The 17,079-nt window shown below is 31.0% G+C and carries 8 protein-coding genes; 3 read left to right on the top strand and 5 right to left on the bottom strand.

All coding sequences use genetic code 11. The features are described from left to right. Positions 1–28 precede the first annotated feature (28 nt). From APS56_RS04610 to APS56_RS04590, 5 genes are all read right to left on the bottom strand, one after another. Positions 29–1,246 (bottom strand): glycoside hydrolase family protein, encoded by a 1,218-nt coding sequence (locus tag APS56_RS04610; protein ID WP_054725268.1) that lies wholly within the window; start codon positions 1,244–1,246, stop codon positions 29–31. A 37-nt stretch (positions 1,247–1,283) separates the two neighbouring features. Next, positions 1,284–2,870, bottom strand: a complete 1,587-nt coding sequence (locus APS56_RS04605) for an alpha-L-fucosidase (protein ID WP_054725264.1) — start codon at positions 2,868–2,870, stop codon at positions 1,284–1,286. Between the two features lie 20 nt (positions 2,871–2,890). Continuing rightward, a complete protein-coding gene (locus APS56_RS04600; RefSeq protein ID WP_054731157.1) occupies positions 2,891–4,420 on the bottom strand; it encodes a sulfatase family protein in 1,530 nt (509 codons plus the stop codon). 19 nt (positions 4,421–4,439) lie between these two features. After that, a complete protein-coding gene (locus tag APS56_RS04595; RefSeq protein WP_054725261.1) occupies positions 4,440–5,819 on the bottom strand; it encodes a sulfatase family protein in 1,380 nt (459 codons plus the stop codon). 185 nt (positions 5,820–6,004) lie between these two features. Further along, positions 6,005–9,145 carry a CBM96 family carbohydrate-binding protein gene (locus APS56_RS04590; protein ID WP_082379246.1) on the bottom strand — a complete coding sequence of 1,047 codons (3,141 nt, stop codon included), beginning with the start codon at positions 9,143–9,145 and terminating at the stop codon, positions 6,005–6,007. Between the two features lie 433 nt (positions 9,146–9,578). Between APS56_RS04590 and APS56_RS04585 the strand changes: the two genes are divergently transcribed. From APS56_RS04585 to APS56_RS04575, 3 genes are all read left to right on the top strand, one after another. Next, positions 9,579–11,978: a LamG domain-containing protein gene (locus APS56_RS04585; RefSeq protein ID WP_054725255.1), complete on the top strand. Its 2,400-nt coding sequence runs from the start codon at positions 9,579–9,581 to the stop codon at positions 11,976–11,978. 439 nt (positions 11,979–12,417) lie between these two features. Further along, on the top strand, positions 12,418–15,540 hold the full coding sequence (locus APS56_RS04580; RefSeq protein ID WP_054725252.1) for a SusC/RagA family TonB-linked outer membrane protein: 3,123 nt from the start codon (positions 12,418–12,420) through the stop codon (positions 15,538–15,540). A 3-nt stretch (positions 15,541–15,543) separates the two neighbouring features. Next, on the top strand, positions 15,544–17,079 hold the full coding sequence (locus APS56_RS04575; protein WP_082379245.1) for a RagB/SusD family nutrient uptake outer membrane protein: 1,536 nt from the start codon (positions 15,544–15,546) through the stop codon (positions 17,077–17,079).

Genomic DNA, 17,079 nt, shown 5'->3' with positions numbered 1-17,079 from the left:
TGAATACAAGCTATTATTTATGTTTTTGTTAAGGAGTTGGTTCTGTGTTTAAAGAGATGTGAGTGTTAAATGAGGCCCCATCTTTACTTGTATTTATATCTTTTATAGCACATGCTACATATAAAAATTTTGGGTAGCCATATTGGTCTATTAAAAGTTGAGGACGCTCCATACGGTTTACTTTAATTGTATCTCCACTCTCGAGTATGATTTCTTTTTTCATGAAGAAAGAATTTTTAGGTTTGGTCCAGTTGATACCATCTACAGACTCTAAAATGGCTAATCCAGGTTTGTTTTTTGTTATTTTTCCCGTAAAATCTTTAAGTACTACATAAAATTTTTCAAATGTATTATGATACCATACATATGGATCTTCACCACTAGCAATAGTGCCATCATCATTATACACATCAAAAACAAAATTGTCTGTTGCAGTAAATGGCCCTAATGGTGAATCAGATATGGCTACACCATGTACACCTCTCCAGTTTGGGTTGTAAAAGTTTCCTTTAAAATACAATAAGTATTTCCCATCTGAAGGACGTTGAATAACCGAGGGGTTTACTACAATAATATTGTCTGGTTTTGCTTTAGTTTCTTTAGGTGAAGGGTTAACAATATGATCTGGCTTTACTCTGGTTCTTGGAGATAGAATTGGAGAATCAAATCTTTTGAAATTTCCCTTTACTAAATCACTAAACGTATTAAATTCAATAACTCCTATACATTGGTTTTGTTGAACTCTGTTACGTTTGTTTATTGGTGTCTCATTTAATTCTTGTAGTTGCTCACCAGAATCTTTTGAGCCTACATAATATAGATAATATTTATTATTAAATTTTTTGATGTGGGGATTATGTACCATTTGTGCATCCCATGTAGTTGAATCACCTTCTAATTTATTCCCTTGTAAGACAATTTTTTGAAATTTAAAATCTTTGTCAGGATAATCAGAAATTGCATAGGCGATTTTTGAATGCAACACCCATGAATCTGAGAATTTAGGAAGTGAATCACCGCATTCCCATGTAGCATAGAGCATGTGATATTTATTGTCGCTACCTTTAATAACACTTGCACCCCAAACAAATCTATTGGGGTCGTTTAAAACTGATGGTCCTGATAGAGTATCACCTACTATTTTTGCATTAACAGGGAAAGGGACTACACTTAACTTTTTTGTTTTATTAAAAACACAGCTAAATAGTACTAAGGTTAGGCATAAATTTGTTAACAGCAATTTCATATTTATTAAATTTTCTTCTTTTATGAGAATTAAATTTTTAGTTTTCTTTAGAAATTATTTCTATAACAGGGGTGTCAAAAGGCGTGTAAACTACCCTGTATTTTTCACCGTTACTAACATGAAATCCTTGTACGCTTAATATTTCCTTATTTTTAACAATTCGATACTCAATATTTTCATTTAATTTAAAAATAATTTCATCTTCTTTATTACTTATAGTAAATCCAAAATTGGAAACATTCGTTGCGATACCAACAATTTCTTTTCGTGTTAAGTGCTTAATAGGTTCAGGAATCCAAGTAGGACCTTCGTTTATATCTACTTTTAATTCGCCCTCTAAATCAAGTGCTATAATATTAGTGGCATGGCTATTTGTAATTGTAGAAATATCTAGACTGATTTTTTTGTCAGTTAAATTCTGCTTAAACTCAATTGGTTGATTGTTGTGAAGCAGATATGCTTTTTTTACTTTAGAAATAATTCCATTTACCGAAATATGATCTTCTTTCATATCAAACAAATGAAGAAAAGCATGTTGTTTTTTTGATGTTAAAGATCCCCATTTGTATTCCCCTTTAAATGGAGACCCCTTGGTTTCATATATAGCATCACCGTTTAATGTCATCCATTCTCCAATATGTTTTAATCTAATAGTTTCTTCGGGGGTAAACTTTCCATCGGGTTGAGGTCCTAAATTTAATAGAAAATTAGAGCCTCTACAAGCACTCTTAGAAATCATGCTAATAACTTCTGAGGATGATTTCCAGTTTTTATCATTTTTATCAAAACCCCAATTTAACCTCATTGTCATTATTGATTCTACATATTCATTCATACCAGGATTAACGAGTTCTCTGTCTCCTAAATTTTTATAATCTCCTAAACCATTTCCAATTCTACTACTAATTATACAGTTGGGTTGTAGTTTTCTAACTAAATCATAGCACATTTGATTGAATTCTTTATGGGCACTAATTCCCATGTCAAACCAAATTAAATCAATTTGGCCATAGTTCGTTAAAAGTTCTTCAATTTGGGTTTTTACTAATTTTTTATATGATTCTTTTATTGGCGATGTATCATTACGTAAGCGCACATGATGGTACCAATCTTTTTCATGCGAATAATATAAACCTACACGAATACCTTGTTTGTGACATTCGTCAATGTATTGTTTTATTAAATCTTTTTTATAAGGTGATGCTTGCAAGATATTCCAGTCTGATGCTTTGGTGTTGAACAAAGCAAAGCCATCATGGTGTTTTGTTGTTAAAACAATATATTTCATACCTGCGTCTTTGGCAGATTTCACCCATTCTTCGGGCGAATAATTTTTAGGATTAAACCTTTGAGCAGCTTGTTTGTAATCATTGGTGTCAATTTCAGACATTAAGTAAATCCATTCGGCACTAGCAGTTCCCATTTCTTTTCCATAATCAACGCCATTCCATTCCCCTCCTAACTCTGAAAATACTCCCCAGTGTATAAACATTCCTAAACGTGCATCTTCCCACCATTGCATACGTTGTTTTAATGTATTAGTATTTGCTACACTTTGCCCAATTGTGGTTTTTGAAAACGAGATTATCAATAATATTATTAATAAAGATTTTTTGGTAATCATATTTTAAACTTTTTACTTATTTAAGAATTTTTCATCCAACTTAATTGAGGCCACCATTGTTCGCCGTCATTTTTTACTTTAGCGCCAGGAGTACTTCTGCCATTTTTAATATAATTAGACATAAGATTAAAAAGTTCATTTTCTATTTTAGGATATTTTCCGTATAAATTGTTTGACTCTCCTGGATCTGATTTTAAATTATATAATTGAAAAGGCGGAAGCCCTTCAGTGTCTTTAATCGTTTTTGGATAGCTCCAGCCCCCTGAACCTGAGCAAAAAATATATTTCCAATCTCCTTTGCGTATTGCAAAACTCCCGTCGATGGAATGATGTACAGTTGCCTTTCTTTGGTAGTTTTCAGTGTTAGGGTTTTTTATTAATGGTAACATATTAAAACTATCTTCAGCGGTGTTATCTGATAGTTTTAAATTGGTTAAAGAAGCACAAGTTGCCATTAAATCTGATTGAGAAATGGTTTGGCTACAAATTGTGCCTTGAGGCACCGCATTTGGCCATTTAATAATAAAAGGAACTCTATGACCTCCTTCAAAAATATCGGATTTTGTTCCTCTATAAATATAACTAGGGTTATGACCTTTATTCAATAATTCTTGATAATTGGCTCTAGGAGAGCAGCCATTGTCACTTGTGAAAACAATCATAGTATTCTCTTCAATTCCAGATTCTTTAATTATAGCTTCTAATTTTCCGATATAGTTATCTACCATCATAACAAAATCTCCGTAAGGATTCAAACCACTTTTACCTTGCCATTCTTTTGTTGGTAAAATGGGTGTGTGGGGGGATGGTAATGGTAAATAAAGAAAAAAAGGCTTGTTTGATTGTGCGTGTTTTTTGATAAAATTAAATGATCGTTCAAAAAAATTAGGGGTAGCTTCCTCATGTATAAAATCTGGAGCAGTAAGACCTTTACGCCAATGTGCTTGATAATCTGTGTTTTCAGAAGAATCATTTGGGATGGCAGTTGGTTTTCCGTTTTCTACATACACATACGGAGGCATATCTAAAGAGCCGCAAAAACCATAAGAATAATCAAACCCATTAACATTTGGACCATTTTTTATGGGTTTTGAAAAATCTATACTACCGTGTTCATTTCTTTGCCAGTCCCATCCAAGATGCCATTTTCCTATAGAAGCTGTATAGTAACCAGCGCTTTTTAGTAATGAGGCTACAGTAGCTCTTTGTGGATGTATTAAGTGAGGGTCTTCACCATATAGCACTCTGCTTTTTAATTTAGTTCGCCAACTGTACCTTCCTGTTAATATGCTATATCTGCTTGGTGTACAAACTGCAGATGTAGTATGTGCGTCTGTAAACGTCATTCCTTCTGATGCTAATTTATCAATATAAGGGGTTTTAATTTTTGATTCAGGATTGTAAGTACTAACATCTCCTATACCTAAATCATCTGTTAAAACATAAATAATATTAGGTAGTTGTAGTGGTTTAGTAGTTGTAATTGAAGGGGTGCTTTTGCAGCCTAATAGTACAGATAGTGTTAATAGTACAGAAAATAATTTATTCATAATTTTGTTAAATATATAATTAGTGGCCAATAGGTCTTGCTTCAATTGATAATTGCTTGTCAAACTTTAGCATTTTTTGATGTAGCTTTTCAACAATTTCAGGATGCATATCAGCAATATTTTGTTTTTCTCCAACATCATTTTTTAAATTGTACAAATTCATGTGATTGGTGTATGTTTTTTTACGCATATTATATTTTTTTATGTAAAATTTCCAATTGCCTTCACGTATACCTTCTAAGTCTCCATTACGTCCATAAAAATAAAAGGCATTATAAGGTGAAACTGTTTTTTTATCTTCAAGTAATATATTTGATATGTTATAACCATCAATTTTATGAGAAATAGGAACTTTTACTTGAGCTATTGAAGCAAAGGTGGGTAGGAAATCCATAACAGAAGTTATTTGATTAATTTCTTTATTTGGTTTTATTTTTCCTGGCCAACGCATAATACAAGGAACACGTAATCCGCCTTCCCAAGTAGAAATTTTACCTCCTCTAAGTGGTTCGGCAGAGCCACCATTTTTTAATGTCTCTACTGGGCCGTTATCTGATGTAAATATTACAAGGGTGTTTTCGTCTAAATTTGTTTCTTTTAATGTTTTTAGTATTTCTCCAACACTCCAATCTAATTCTTGTATAACATCGCCATACAATCCTTTTTCACTACTTCCTTTGTAGCGTTTGGAGACATGCCAAGGGCGATGTGGCATATTGTGTGCTAAATAAAGGAAAAAGGGTTGTTTTTTATTTTCCTTTATAAAGGAGGTAGCTGCTTTGGTCCAACGAATAGTCAACGAATCTTGATTGATGCCCTCAGCTACTTTAACTTTATTTTTATATATAGGAAGTGGTGGTGATGTGAAAGGTATATTTACGTATACATGTCCGTCCATATCATTGGAATATGGTACACCATAAAAATAATCAAATCCTTGATTATTTGGCATAAATTTTTCTTGATGTCCTAAATGCCATTTGCCTATACATCCTGTAGTATATCCTGCAGGTTTTAATACCTCCGGAATAATAATTTCATTAGGATTTAATCCTGAAGTAGAATATGGATATAAAACTTCTTTATGAAGTCCTACCCGTTTTGGGTAAGAACCTGTTAATAAACCTGCTCTTGATGGAGTACATACAGATGCCGGAACATAAAAATCTGTGAAACGAGCACCTTCTTTTGCCATTTGATCAATATTAGGTGTTTTAAAACCTTTGGCTCCAAAACAGCCTATGTCTCCATAACCTAAATCATCAACAAAAATTACAATAAAATTTGTTTTTTCTTCATTAATTTTATTAACCTTATCTTTTTTTGATTTAAAGGAGCAGCTTACAACACCTAATAAACTGGTAAATATTAAAAAAAGTAATCTTGTATTATAAAACATATAGGATTTAATTTGATATTAAAATAATCGATTATATATTGTTAGTAGTCATAGTGACTATTTTAAAATTTTATTTTCTTTGGTTTATTATTATAATTTTATTCATTAATTTTTCAAAATAACATCATTATGGGGTATTATAATGGTTACTTTATAGGGTAAGTTTTGAAAATATTGTGAAAAATCTATTTTTTTATAAATTTAAAATGGTGTTTGAAATTTTCTTTATCAACAATAGTTAAAAAGTACATCCCTTTCAATAATTTCTTGGTATTAATGGATGGCGTGAAATCTTGCTCTAAAACCATTTTACCAGATATATTATACAAGTATATTTTTTTACCCATATCAATACCTGTAATATTAATAACATCGAGAGTTGGATTTGGGGATATATATACATTTTTTTCTTCACAATTATAGCAGTAAGATAATACGTTTAATGAGGTTTTGTTATTAATAATTACAGCTGGTTTGTCCAAATCAGTAGGAGCAGATTCTTTGCTATATATATTGGACTGTATTCCGTTTTTGGAAGAAATTATCATAATCGTGATTATTCCATCCTTATTTTGTTCTTCTTGAGCAACATTAGTAATGTCCCATTCTAATTTATTTGTAGTGCTGTTGTTTATTTTTCCTAATGATGTATGAGCTTTTGGGGCAGTACTCCAAGTAATGTTATTTTCTGACCAGTTGTCGTCCGTAACCAAAAAGGCTTCGAAGGTATTACTTATATTATCTTCTTTGGTGAGAGTAAATGTTAGATTATTGTAATTGGTTCCTATGTTTGATAAGTCAAATTTTACAAACGACAATCTTTCCAAATTGACAGAAGAGTCATCCCTTTTAGTTATTAATCTCGCTGTTCCAAAGTTAACTTCGCTACCTGTTCCTGCTCTTACATATGCATCATCTACTGGGAATTGCCGTTCAGAAGAATCGACTGTTACGGCAAGTAATGGTTTTTTACTATTAGTAGGAGCAGTTTCTTTACTATATAAATTTGACTGTAATCCGTTAATAGATGAAACTATCATTATTGAAATAATCCCATCTCCAGACAGCTCCGTATTGGCAATGTCAGTAATGTTCCATTCTATTTGCGGAGACGTGCCACTAGAAATAATTCCTAATGATGTTCCTGCTACAGGTGCAGTGTTCCATGTTATAGTGCTTTCTAACCAACTATCGTCTGTCACAAAAAAAGCTTCGAAATTGTTGTTTATGGAGTCCTCTTTAGTTAATCTTAATTTTACGTTTTGGTAAGCTCCAAGGTGAGTTAAGTCGAATTTTAAGTATGAATGTTGTACTTGATTACTAAAAGCGTCATCTCTTTTTGTGGCCAACCTTGCTACTCCAAAGTTTGAATCTCCATTTGTACCTCCTTGTACATAGGCATCATCTATAAGAAACAAACTATTATTATTGGTTTGTGCAATTAACGGCTCATCATAAGTTAATTCAATAAGTCCTGAGTTCTGAAAATTAGGAACATCTAATGATAAAACACCATTAGAAATATTAAAAGATACAGGAGTGTCTGTAAGCACATTCCTTACAGATGTTGGTATTTGTCCTGAATTTACGATTAATTTGATTCCACTTATTGGATCAGGCTGTAAATTACCATTTGTTTGCGCGGTAGCACCAACCGTTACCCACTCAAGTTCATTACTATAGGATGCTATATATTTAAATTTCCCAGCATCATTTTTTTCAAAATAATTAACGTAATAAAACCCAGAACCCCCATTAGATTTGAATAATGGTTGCGAATACACATTATTAAGTATTGCTTGAAATTCATTTTTTGCATTATTAAAATCAGTGCCGCCATTTTCCCATTCCCAAGAGGGGTCTTCCGTTATTACTACACCACCTTGAGATTCAAACTCATCGATTTTAATCTGTAACTCCGCAGATATAGTTTCTGTGTTTGGTGTAAATAAGACTTTAGCTCCTTGAAATAATCCTTGTTTAAGTTGAGAATCAGTAATTATTCCAACAGACAATTTATTCTCCGAAGCCGCATAATACGAACCGTAAAATGGTGATAAAAAATTAGACCATCCATTAGCAGTTTCTCCACTATAAGTTTCTAACGCTTTCTCGTTAAAATGTATTAACAACCATCTATTAGGCTTAGAATCTTCAAATACCGAACTTACATTATTGCCATAAGTTACAGCATTAATAAAATCTAAATCGGGGGAAAGTGTTTCCCTCATATCTAAGTTAGCTATGTTTCCAAAAGAAATTAAGCCAGCGGTAGCTCCCAAAATATCTTTTGAGGGAACAAAACTCATTCCTGGTACCCAATAATGAGCAGGGCGTCCATCAGAAATATCTCTTGAGAAAGTATAAGATAGGCCTCTCCATACTTTCTCATCAGGAACCATTATTCCATTCGGCACTGAGGACAGTGTTCTTTGTGATATGTCCCATTCCGTTTTATGAGCATGAGCTAAGCGAAACAAATTAGTGTTTAAATGACGCTCTGTCAATTTTGGTAGTGTATTACTACCAATTATCATAACTAAATCCGGGTTTTCAGCCTCTAATGTTTGTCGGAGTTTATAAAATCCTTCAACGACAGATTCATTATTAAAGTTTTGATAATCTTTGTACAGTTGGGAATTAACATTAATGGTTGTTGGTGCAGTCTGACCTGTTAGCTCGTTAAATTTTGTTTTACAATAGTTGCACCAACATCCTTCGCGTGGCATATGAATCTCGTCAAAATATAACCCATCGCCTCCCATTTGAGCAAATTCTATTAATCTCGTGGCAAGTAAATCTATATATGGAGAATTAAAACATATCATTGTGCCTCTTCCTTCTCTAATAATATCATTACCATTTACATCTTTGCATTTATATTCAGGGTAGTTGTCTCGAATATATCCATCGGAATAATGATTGTAATATCCAATCATTTTTGTATTGTGGGTATGAGCTTCATTAATGGCTTCTTGAATGATATTTCTATTTTCAGCAAAGTCAGTCCATTTTCCCCATGAACTTTGCCAATGGATTGGATCATCATTTGTTTTGATGTGTCTAGTAAAAACAGTAGCACCTATAACAGAAATCACATCTCTCGCCCAATTTGAATAAATGGGGTGGTCTGGATTATTGTAATAAGGAGCAGCTAATCTAGTATGTATTTGAACCCTTTCTCTATTAAACCAAGAAGGTTGTTGGTAGTTTGTTACCTGATCAATCCAATTGGGTTCTGTTTGAGAATATACAGGATAAACTAATAAAACCATCGTTAAAAATAAATAGGAACAGGATTTAATTTTTTTGGGAGTATTTTTCATTAAAATGAAATTTTATTTATGCTATATTTAGTTTTTATCCTTTTTACTTAAAAAATTATACAATAAAGTTATTTAATATGGTGTTATGCTTATGTATTTTGCTAATATCATTATGAATAGAGTATATAAAAGAGTATCCAAAGGGGTAATTAAAGTAAAAAGATTATTACCTATTTTATAAAACTCAAAATCAAGACAATAATAATTCTGCATAAAAACAAATGTTTTTTTATAATTTTGAAAAAAAATAGAAGGTGTATTTATTATATCATAAACGAGGTTTAGACTAGCTAAGAGAGTCTTTAGGTTGGTATGCAAAAAATCAAGATAGGATAAAAAAAATTATTACATTTGAACAGAAAACAAGTCTTCAATTCTAATTTTCTGTTAAAACATCAACAGGTATTTTCGTAATATGTTAAATTAATACAAATTGAAAGGAACTACAATACACTTTAATTTTAGTACTTTATTAATAATCTCCTTTTTTTTTATAAGTGTTGAGTATGTAAGTAGTCAAAATGTTAATTCTAATATATTTAGATCGAAATATATTGATGAGGAAATTTTTGTTACAACCTCAAAAAACAAACCTATTCAAGAATTATTAGATATAGGGTATAGAGCTTTTATTCTTGATTCAAATACTGTTTTTAATACTTCAGAGTTTATTTTTATAAAAACTTTTTTAAAAAATAATCCTAACGATTTTATAGCATTTATTAATAATGCTAATTTGAATACTCTTAAAATTAATAAATATTTTAAAAATAATAGTCTATTAATAGAACCAAACTCACATAGTCTTTCTGAAGATCTATTATCTCATAAAAAGCAAGTACTTGTTTTTAATAATTTCAATATAAAAAATTCTCCGATAACTTATGTAAAAATGGGAGTAGGCATGCCAATTGATGCAGAAAAACTTTTTATTAAGGGAGATCCTTCCAATCATTTCACTCTTTTTGAGTTTAATCCTAATTATAAACAAGAGCTTACAGATTCTAATTTTATAAATAATACTTTAAAAGAAGCCGTTTTAAATTATTTGCGTAAAACAGGTAAGTTTGCAAATTTTATTTGCACAAATAACCCCGAGATGGTTATTCAATTAAAAAAGGAAATTCCTTTAACAATAAAATTAAAAACTACTAATGAAAATGGAGGTTATGAAAAAAACATAAGATGGAAACATCAGCCATTTCTTCAAAGTTTTGGAGTAACTCATATATCCTCAGATGTTTTTCGTTTTAATGAACAGCGCAATCAATATCTTGGAAAATTAGATGTGGAGCCGTATAAAGAAGGTTTTAATTTTATACCCGAACTTTTTACATTTAACACAAATAATTATAGCTTGTTTAAAAATATGCAAGCAAAAAAAATAGAAATAGATGAAAATTTAGATTTTTATCTTCCTTTACATGGAGATAGCTTTTCATATAATATTTTAGAAATTGATAAAAATATTCAGTATCACAAGGAAACAAAAAAGAAAAGTGTGGCTTTTTTTGATGGAGAGAATAATGTTTTTTATTTCAAAGCTTTAAATAGTGATTTTGAAAAACGAGCTTTAACGGTTAGTTTTTTTGCTAAACCAAAACACATAAACAACAATTATTCTATTTTATCAACAAATAATGGTTTTACTATTAAAATACGAAAAGGGCACTTATGCTTGACTTTTCCAGGTGTAATTGATATTGTTGATAGAAAAACAGAATTAAAAAAGGACGAATGGCAACATTTAGCTATAACTTATAAAGCGGGAGAGTATGTAAAATTTTATGTTAATGGCATACTTACAGATTTTCAGGTTGTTAAACAGTATGAATTAAAAACAGACGATAATAAATACATTTTAGGTAATGATCAATGGGGGGAGTTGTATAACGGAAACTTAAAAGATGTTGCCTTGTGGTCAAGAGTGTTAACTGATCAAGAAATTAACCGTGTTTTCAATGGAGAATTTCCTGTGAAAATTAAAAATAATAATAAGGAGTTTCAATTTTTAATGGTTTTATCAATAGCACTTGTTATTGGAACTATAGTTTTACTTTTTTTAAAGCGACGAAAAAAATCGATTTCTTCAAACCGTTTTAAAACATTTAAAAAAAATTCAGATAGCGGTAGTATTAAATGTTTTGGAACATTTGAAATAACAAATAATAAAGGTGTTAATATTTTAAATGATTTACCTTTTAAACAAAAGATTTTTCTGTTTGTTATACTATACTATACTATGGAAGAAAAGGGGATTTCTCCTCAAAAATTATCAGATATTATGTGGCCTGGAGCTAATGCAAAAAGAGCTAAAAATATAAGGAGCACCTATTTGCAAAATATAAGAGCTAATATTCCTAATAAATTATTAAAAATAAAATACGAAAATAAAAAATGGTTTATAAGAGCAGATGATGATTTGTTTATTGATTTGTTTCAATATAATCAATTGAATGCTGTCATTACGGAATCTATTAAAAAAGACTTACCTATAAAGGGTGATGAATTGAATAGTTTTTTAAGTATTTTAGAAAAGGGTGAGTTAATAGCTGATATTCAATCAGAAATTGTAGATAACTGTAAAAGTACAATACATTCAAAAATCCTTGATGTTTTGGAAGACTTATTGAATTTGAAAACATCAAAATTTTCTCAACATCAATTATTAAGAATAGCAGATACTTTATTTGTTTTTGATGTTGTAAATGAAGTTGCCTATACAAATAAAAATAGGATTCTTGAAGAAGAAAACAAAACCAAAGCTTTAAAATTTCAACAACAGTTCAAGAAAGATTGGGAAAATTATTTTAATGAACCGTATAAAAAGTAATACGTCAATAAAAGAATTTATTTATACGATTTTTTTGAATTTTTTCTAATTAATTTTTAAAGATTTAAACCTTCTCACTTTTAAAACTAAAATATAAAAATAAGTTTCTTTTTTTTGTATTAAGATGCTTCAATTATTAAAAACAGGTATTAATTAGTATTAACTATCTTTTAAAGATTACTATTTAGACTTAAATTATATTAATCCTAAATAAATATAGTGGTAGCAATAGTTTTTGCGTAAATGAATTTCATTGTTTTTTTCTAAAAAGTTAAATTAATTAAGTGTTAAGTTTTTGATTTTTAAGTTTAACTCAAGGTTTCGAAATTGATTTAATTTTGTTAAAATAATTTTAATTTCAACTAAAAAATACCCCCCCATATACCCTTTTTTCTACCCGTATATGAATTACTATTGTTAAAACTAAAACCAAAAGTATATGAAATGCAAATTATTTTTATTAAGTGTTTTTTTATCGTGTGCCTTTCAAATATCAGCACAACAGATAGTAACTGGCGTTGTGAAAGATCAAACAGGAGAGCCTTTAGTAGGTGTTACTATTGTTGTTGTTGATACATCAATTGGAGAAATTACTGATTTTGATGGGAAGTATGCAATAAAACCAGGAAACAAATCGGGTTCTTTAAGATTCACTTATTTAGGAATGAAGAATAAAACCATTCCTATAAATGGTCAAAACGTTATCAATGTGGTAATGGAAACCGAAAATTCTACATTAGATGAGGTCCTTCTTATAGGTTATGGACAATCTAAGAAATCTGATCTAACAGGTTCTATGTCAAGTATTAAAACAGAATTAACAGAACAAAGAGCTGTATCATCTGCGGAGCAATTACTGCAAGGAACTATGCCCGGAGTACAGATTACTACCACGGGTGGAGCTCCAGGTTCTAATGCAGATGTCAATATTCGTGGGGGTAATTCTCTAACGGGGTCAAACCAGCCTTTGTATATTATAGATGGTATGGAAATGAATAACTCAGATTCTTTCTATTCTGAAGGTACTGAAGATTATGGGAGCACACCTGCACCAAGTCCGTTGTCTATGATAAACCCTAATGATATTGAATCTATTAATGTCCTTAAAGATGCATCTGCTACTGCTATTTACGGATCTCGTGGAGCAAATGGTGTAATATTAATTACAACAAAACAGGGAAAGTCAGGAGAGAAAGTTATTCAATTAGATGTAGGTACAACCTTTTCAACAATTCGTGATAAAATAGATGTAATTACGCCTCAACAATGGACACAGCTTTACGATGAAGCATCAATAAATGATGGCCCTACTAATTTACCTGTTTTTGGTGATCCGAATGATTTATCGACGTATGAAACTTATAATTATGATATAAATTGGCAAGATGAGTTATATCGTTTAGCTATAGGTAACGATATAAATCTATCTGTTAGAGGCGGTACGGATAATTTTAAATACTCAATAGCTGCAAATCATAATGAAGCTGAAGGAGTTATCATAAAATCAGATCAAAAAAGAAATTCTATACGATCTAATTTAGAAGCCAAGGTTTCAAATTCATTTAAAGTTGGAATAAACTCTAATTTCAGTAGTACTGTATCTAATATTGTTCCGTATTCAAATAATGGAACAAATGGTTTTTTCTCTCCTATTAGTATGGCTGTGCAATATCGAGCTTTTAATCCAACTTGGGTTCAAGATTTAGATGTTAATGTTGAGGATCTTATCAATGATAATGAAGATGAAACGTATAATCCTATTACACAAATTAACAATATTGTAGATGAACAGAGACTTTATTTTGCCCAATCAAAATTATTTGGAATTTTTGAAATAAATGATTGGTTAACTTTTAAATCTACATTTGGTTTTAATTTTTCTAATTCAATCCGAAATTCATTTTGGGGTGAAGGCACTTATGCAAGTGATAGGAATAATGGTGTTGTTTCTAGGGTTGAAAACTCAAATTTTGATTATATAAATGAAAATACACTGTCATTTAATAAGAAAATAAATAACAACCACAGGTTAAATGGTGTCGTTGGACAAACCATTCATAAATGGATTAGAAAAAGCTTTAGAAATAAAGCATCAGGATTTGATATTCCAACTTTAGGATATGAAAGTTTTGTAGGAGCGGCAATTACTGGTACACCAATTAGCTCACATAAAGAATGGGGACTTGCATCCTATTATGGAAGACTTAATTATACTATTAGTAATAAATATCTATTTACTTTCACAGGTAGATATGATGGGTCTTCAAAATTCGCGGAAGGGAACAAATGGTCATTCTTTCCTTCAGCAGCTTTTGCTTGGAGAATGAAAAATGAACAATTTCTTAAAAATGAAGATTGGCTTTCGGCTCTTAAATTAAGATTGAGTTATGGTACCAGTGGTAATCAAGCAATAAGTCCATTAGCTACAGTGGCTCAGCTAGCACAAGGAGGACGATATCCTATTAATGGAACTATTGAAACAGGTGTAACTTCTTCATCTTATCAATTTAATAATGATTTAAAGTGGGAAACAACTTATCAAGGTAATGTAGGGTTAGATATTGGGTTGTTTCAAAATAGGTTAAATGTAACAGCAGATTATTATAAAAAGAACACTAAAGACTTATTGTTAGATAAAACATTCCCCTTATCTAGTGGATTTTCCTCTACTACAGTTAATGGAGGTGAAATTGAGAATAAAGGTTGGGAACTATTCATAGAAGGTGATATTATCAAAAAAGAAAATATTACATGGAATATAGGGGTTTCTCTCTCTCAAAATAAATCTAAAGTTATTGACTTAGATGGTGATCCTTATCGATTTGGCCCTGGAGTTGGAGGCTTACAGAGTGGAGCTCCAAATATTTCATATTTGGGAAGAACTGTCGGTTTGTTTTATGGGTATCAAACGAATGGTATTTATCAATCCGCTGCAGACGTTGTAGATGCACCAACACGGTCTAGTGTTGCTCCTAATCCTGGAGATATTATTTATATAGATCAAGATGATAATGGAGAAATCAATGATGAAGATAAGGTTGTTATAGGTAATCCTGAACCAGACTTAATTTATGGAATCAATACAACTTTTACTTACAAGAGATTTTCAGTGAATATGCTCTTTAATGGCATGTTAGGAAATGATGTGTTTAACTTAAACAAAATTACTTGGGAAGGCATGAATATTTGGGATGGTAGATATAGTCAAACCCTTGAAGCATTTAATGGTAGATGGGTGGATGAAAATACGCCTGCAACCTATCCTAGAGCTTCTTTAGGTGCGGTTAACCCAGATTATTTAGATAGATATGTAGAAGATGGTTCATTTTTAAGATTACAAAACATCTCATTATCATATACATGGAGGCCTAATAAAAAAAGTCCATTCAGTTTAATCAGACCTTATGTGTCGGTTTCTAATTTATTTATTATTTCTAATTACTCAGGGTATGACCCAGAAGTAAAAGGGATTGTAAACACGCCGTTAGCACCAGGCATTGATTTGGGGTCATACCCACTTCCAAGAACATTTAAATTAGGTTTTAGTATTATTTTAAAATAAAAAATGATGAAAAAAATAGGAATATTATGTGTGCTTTTAGTTGTGTTCTCATGCAACGAAAGTATCTTAGAAGAACAGTCATTCGATACACTTACTGAAGATTCTTTCTTCAATAATTATGAAGAAGCAAATGCGTCTTTAATAGGTGTATATGACCTTCTTAGCGAAGTAAATTATTATAAAAGAGCATTTCTTATGATTACTGGTTATGCTGGTGATGAGGGATATCATAATGCAGACCTTTTTAGTCGTTATGAGGATGGAACACTATTACCTACTGATGGTTATGTTACGGGGCTTTGGAATTCTATTTTCTATATGCACGGCAAAGCCAATTTTACCATATTTGCATTGAGTAATACACCAAACTTGTCAAGCGATGAAAAGAAAATTTTCCTTGGTAGATTACGCTTTATAAGAGCTTTAAACTTGTTTAACGCTGTACGTTTGTGGGGAGATATTCCGTTAGTAAAAGAATACTTAGTAACTGAAGAAAACTCATACCCATCAAGAACACCAAAATCTGAAGTTTACGCTTATATTGAAGAAGATTTAGAATACGCTATAGAAAACTTAAATATTTTAGAACCACAATATGGCTTTCCAACCAAAGGTGCTGCTTATGGTCTTTTAGGAAAAGTATATATGGCTCAAGATAAATGGCCGGAAGCAAAAGTAGCAGTAGATGAGGTTATTAAGTTGGGTGTTTACGATTTATTACCTAACTATTTAGATGTTTTTGATGTTAATAATGAAAATAATATTGAAGAAATATTTTCCATTCAATTTTCTCAGGATGCTACAATTGCTGGAGAACAATCTAAAGGGAGTTTGCTTGCGTATTTTTATTTACCTGCATTCAATACTTTAGGGTATGCAGGAGACCCTGATCATCCAAAAGGACAAATGCGAGTTGAGCATGCTACTTACGATAGATACACCACAGGAGATTATACTGTAGACAAACGTAATGAACTTTTTATTACCAATTATGTAAATTCAAATACTGGAGCTACTGTGACAAGATATCCTGAGAATACAAGTGCTGCATCTCAAGGTCCTGCTTATAGTAAATATAGAGACCCTAACAATTCTAATGATAGAAATTACGATAATAATTTAATAATTCTAAGATATGCTGACATTCTTTTGATGAAGGCCGAAATAGAAAATGAATTAAACGGCCCAACTGATGTTGCTTATGATGCTTTTGATGAAGTAAGAGGGCGTTCCAATTCTACACTTATTACGAGAAATTTAAATAAAGACACATTTAGAGATGCTATTTCGAATGAGAGAGGAATAGAATTATTTGGAGAGTTTCAGCGCTATTTTGATGTGCTAAGAATGAAGAAAAATGGAGAGTCTTATTATAAATATTATAGAGAGCTTTTAGTATCAGAAGGAAAATTTACTCATGCAGCACAAAATAGATGGGCTTTAGGATATTATCCAAAATATGAATTAATGCCCATTCCTTCAGATGAAATGGCATTGAATCCAAACATTAACATTGCTGATCAAAATCCTGGATATTAA

The organism is Pseudalgibacter alginicilyticus, assembly GCF_001310225.1.
Taxonomy (GTDB): Bacteria; Bacteroidota; Bacteroidia; order Flavobacteriales; family Flavobacteriaceae; genus Pseudalgibacter; species Pseudalgibacter alginicilyticus.
The sequence above is the reverse complement of the archived record's forward strand: the minus strand, read 5'-3'. Positions and strand labels throughout refer to the sequence as shown.

Excerpts from the sequence above, each read along its gene's own strand:
- APS56_RS04610 (WP_054725268.1), bottom strand. The coding sequence starts at position 1,246 with ATGAAATTGCTGTTAACAAATTTATGCCTAACCTTAGTACTATTTAGC.
- APS56_RS04605 (WP_054725264.1), bottom strand. The coding sequence starts at position 2,870 with ATGATTACCAAAAAATCTTTATTAATAATATTATTGATAATCTCGTTT.
- APS56_RS04600 (WP_054731157.1), bottom strand. The coding sequence starts at position 4,420 with ATGAATAAATTATTTTCTGTACTATTAACACTATCTGTACTATTAGGC.
- APS56_RS04595 (WP_054725261.1), bottom strand. The coding sequence starts at position 5,819 with ATGTTTTATAATACAAGATTACTTTTTTTAATATTTACCAGTTTATTA.
- APS56_RS04590 (WP_082379246.1), bottom strand. The coding sequence starts at position 9,145 with ATGAAAAATACTCCCAAAAAAATTAAATCCTGTTCCTATTTATTTTTA.
- APS56_RS04580 (WP_054725252.1), top strand. The coding sequence starts at position 12,418 with ATGAAATGCAAATTATTTTTATTAAGTGTTTTTTTATCGTGTGCCTTT.
- APS56_RS04575 (WP_082379245.1), top strand. The coding sequence starts at position 15,544 with ATGATGAAAAAAATAGGAATATTATGTGTGCTTTTAGTTGTGTTCTCA.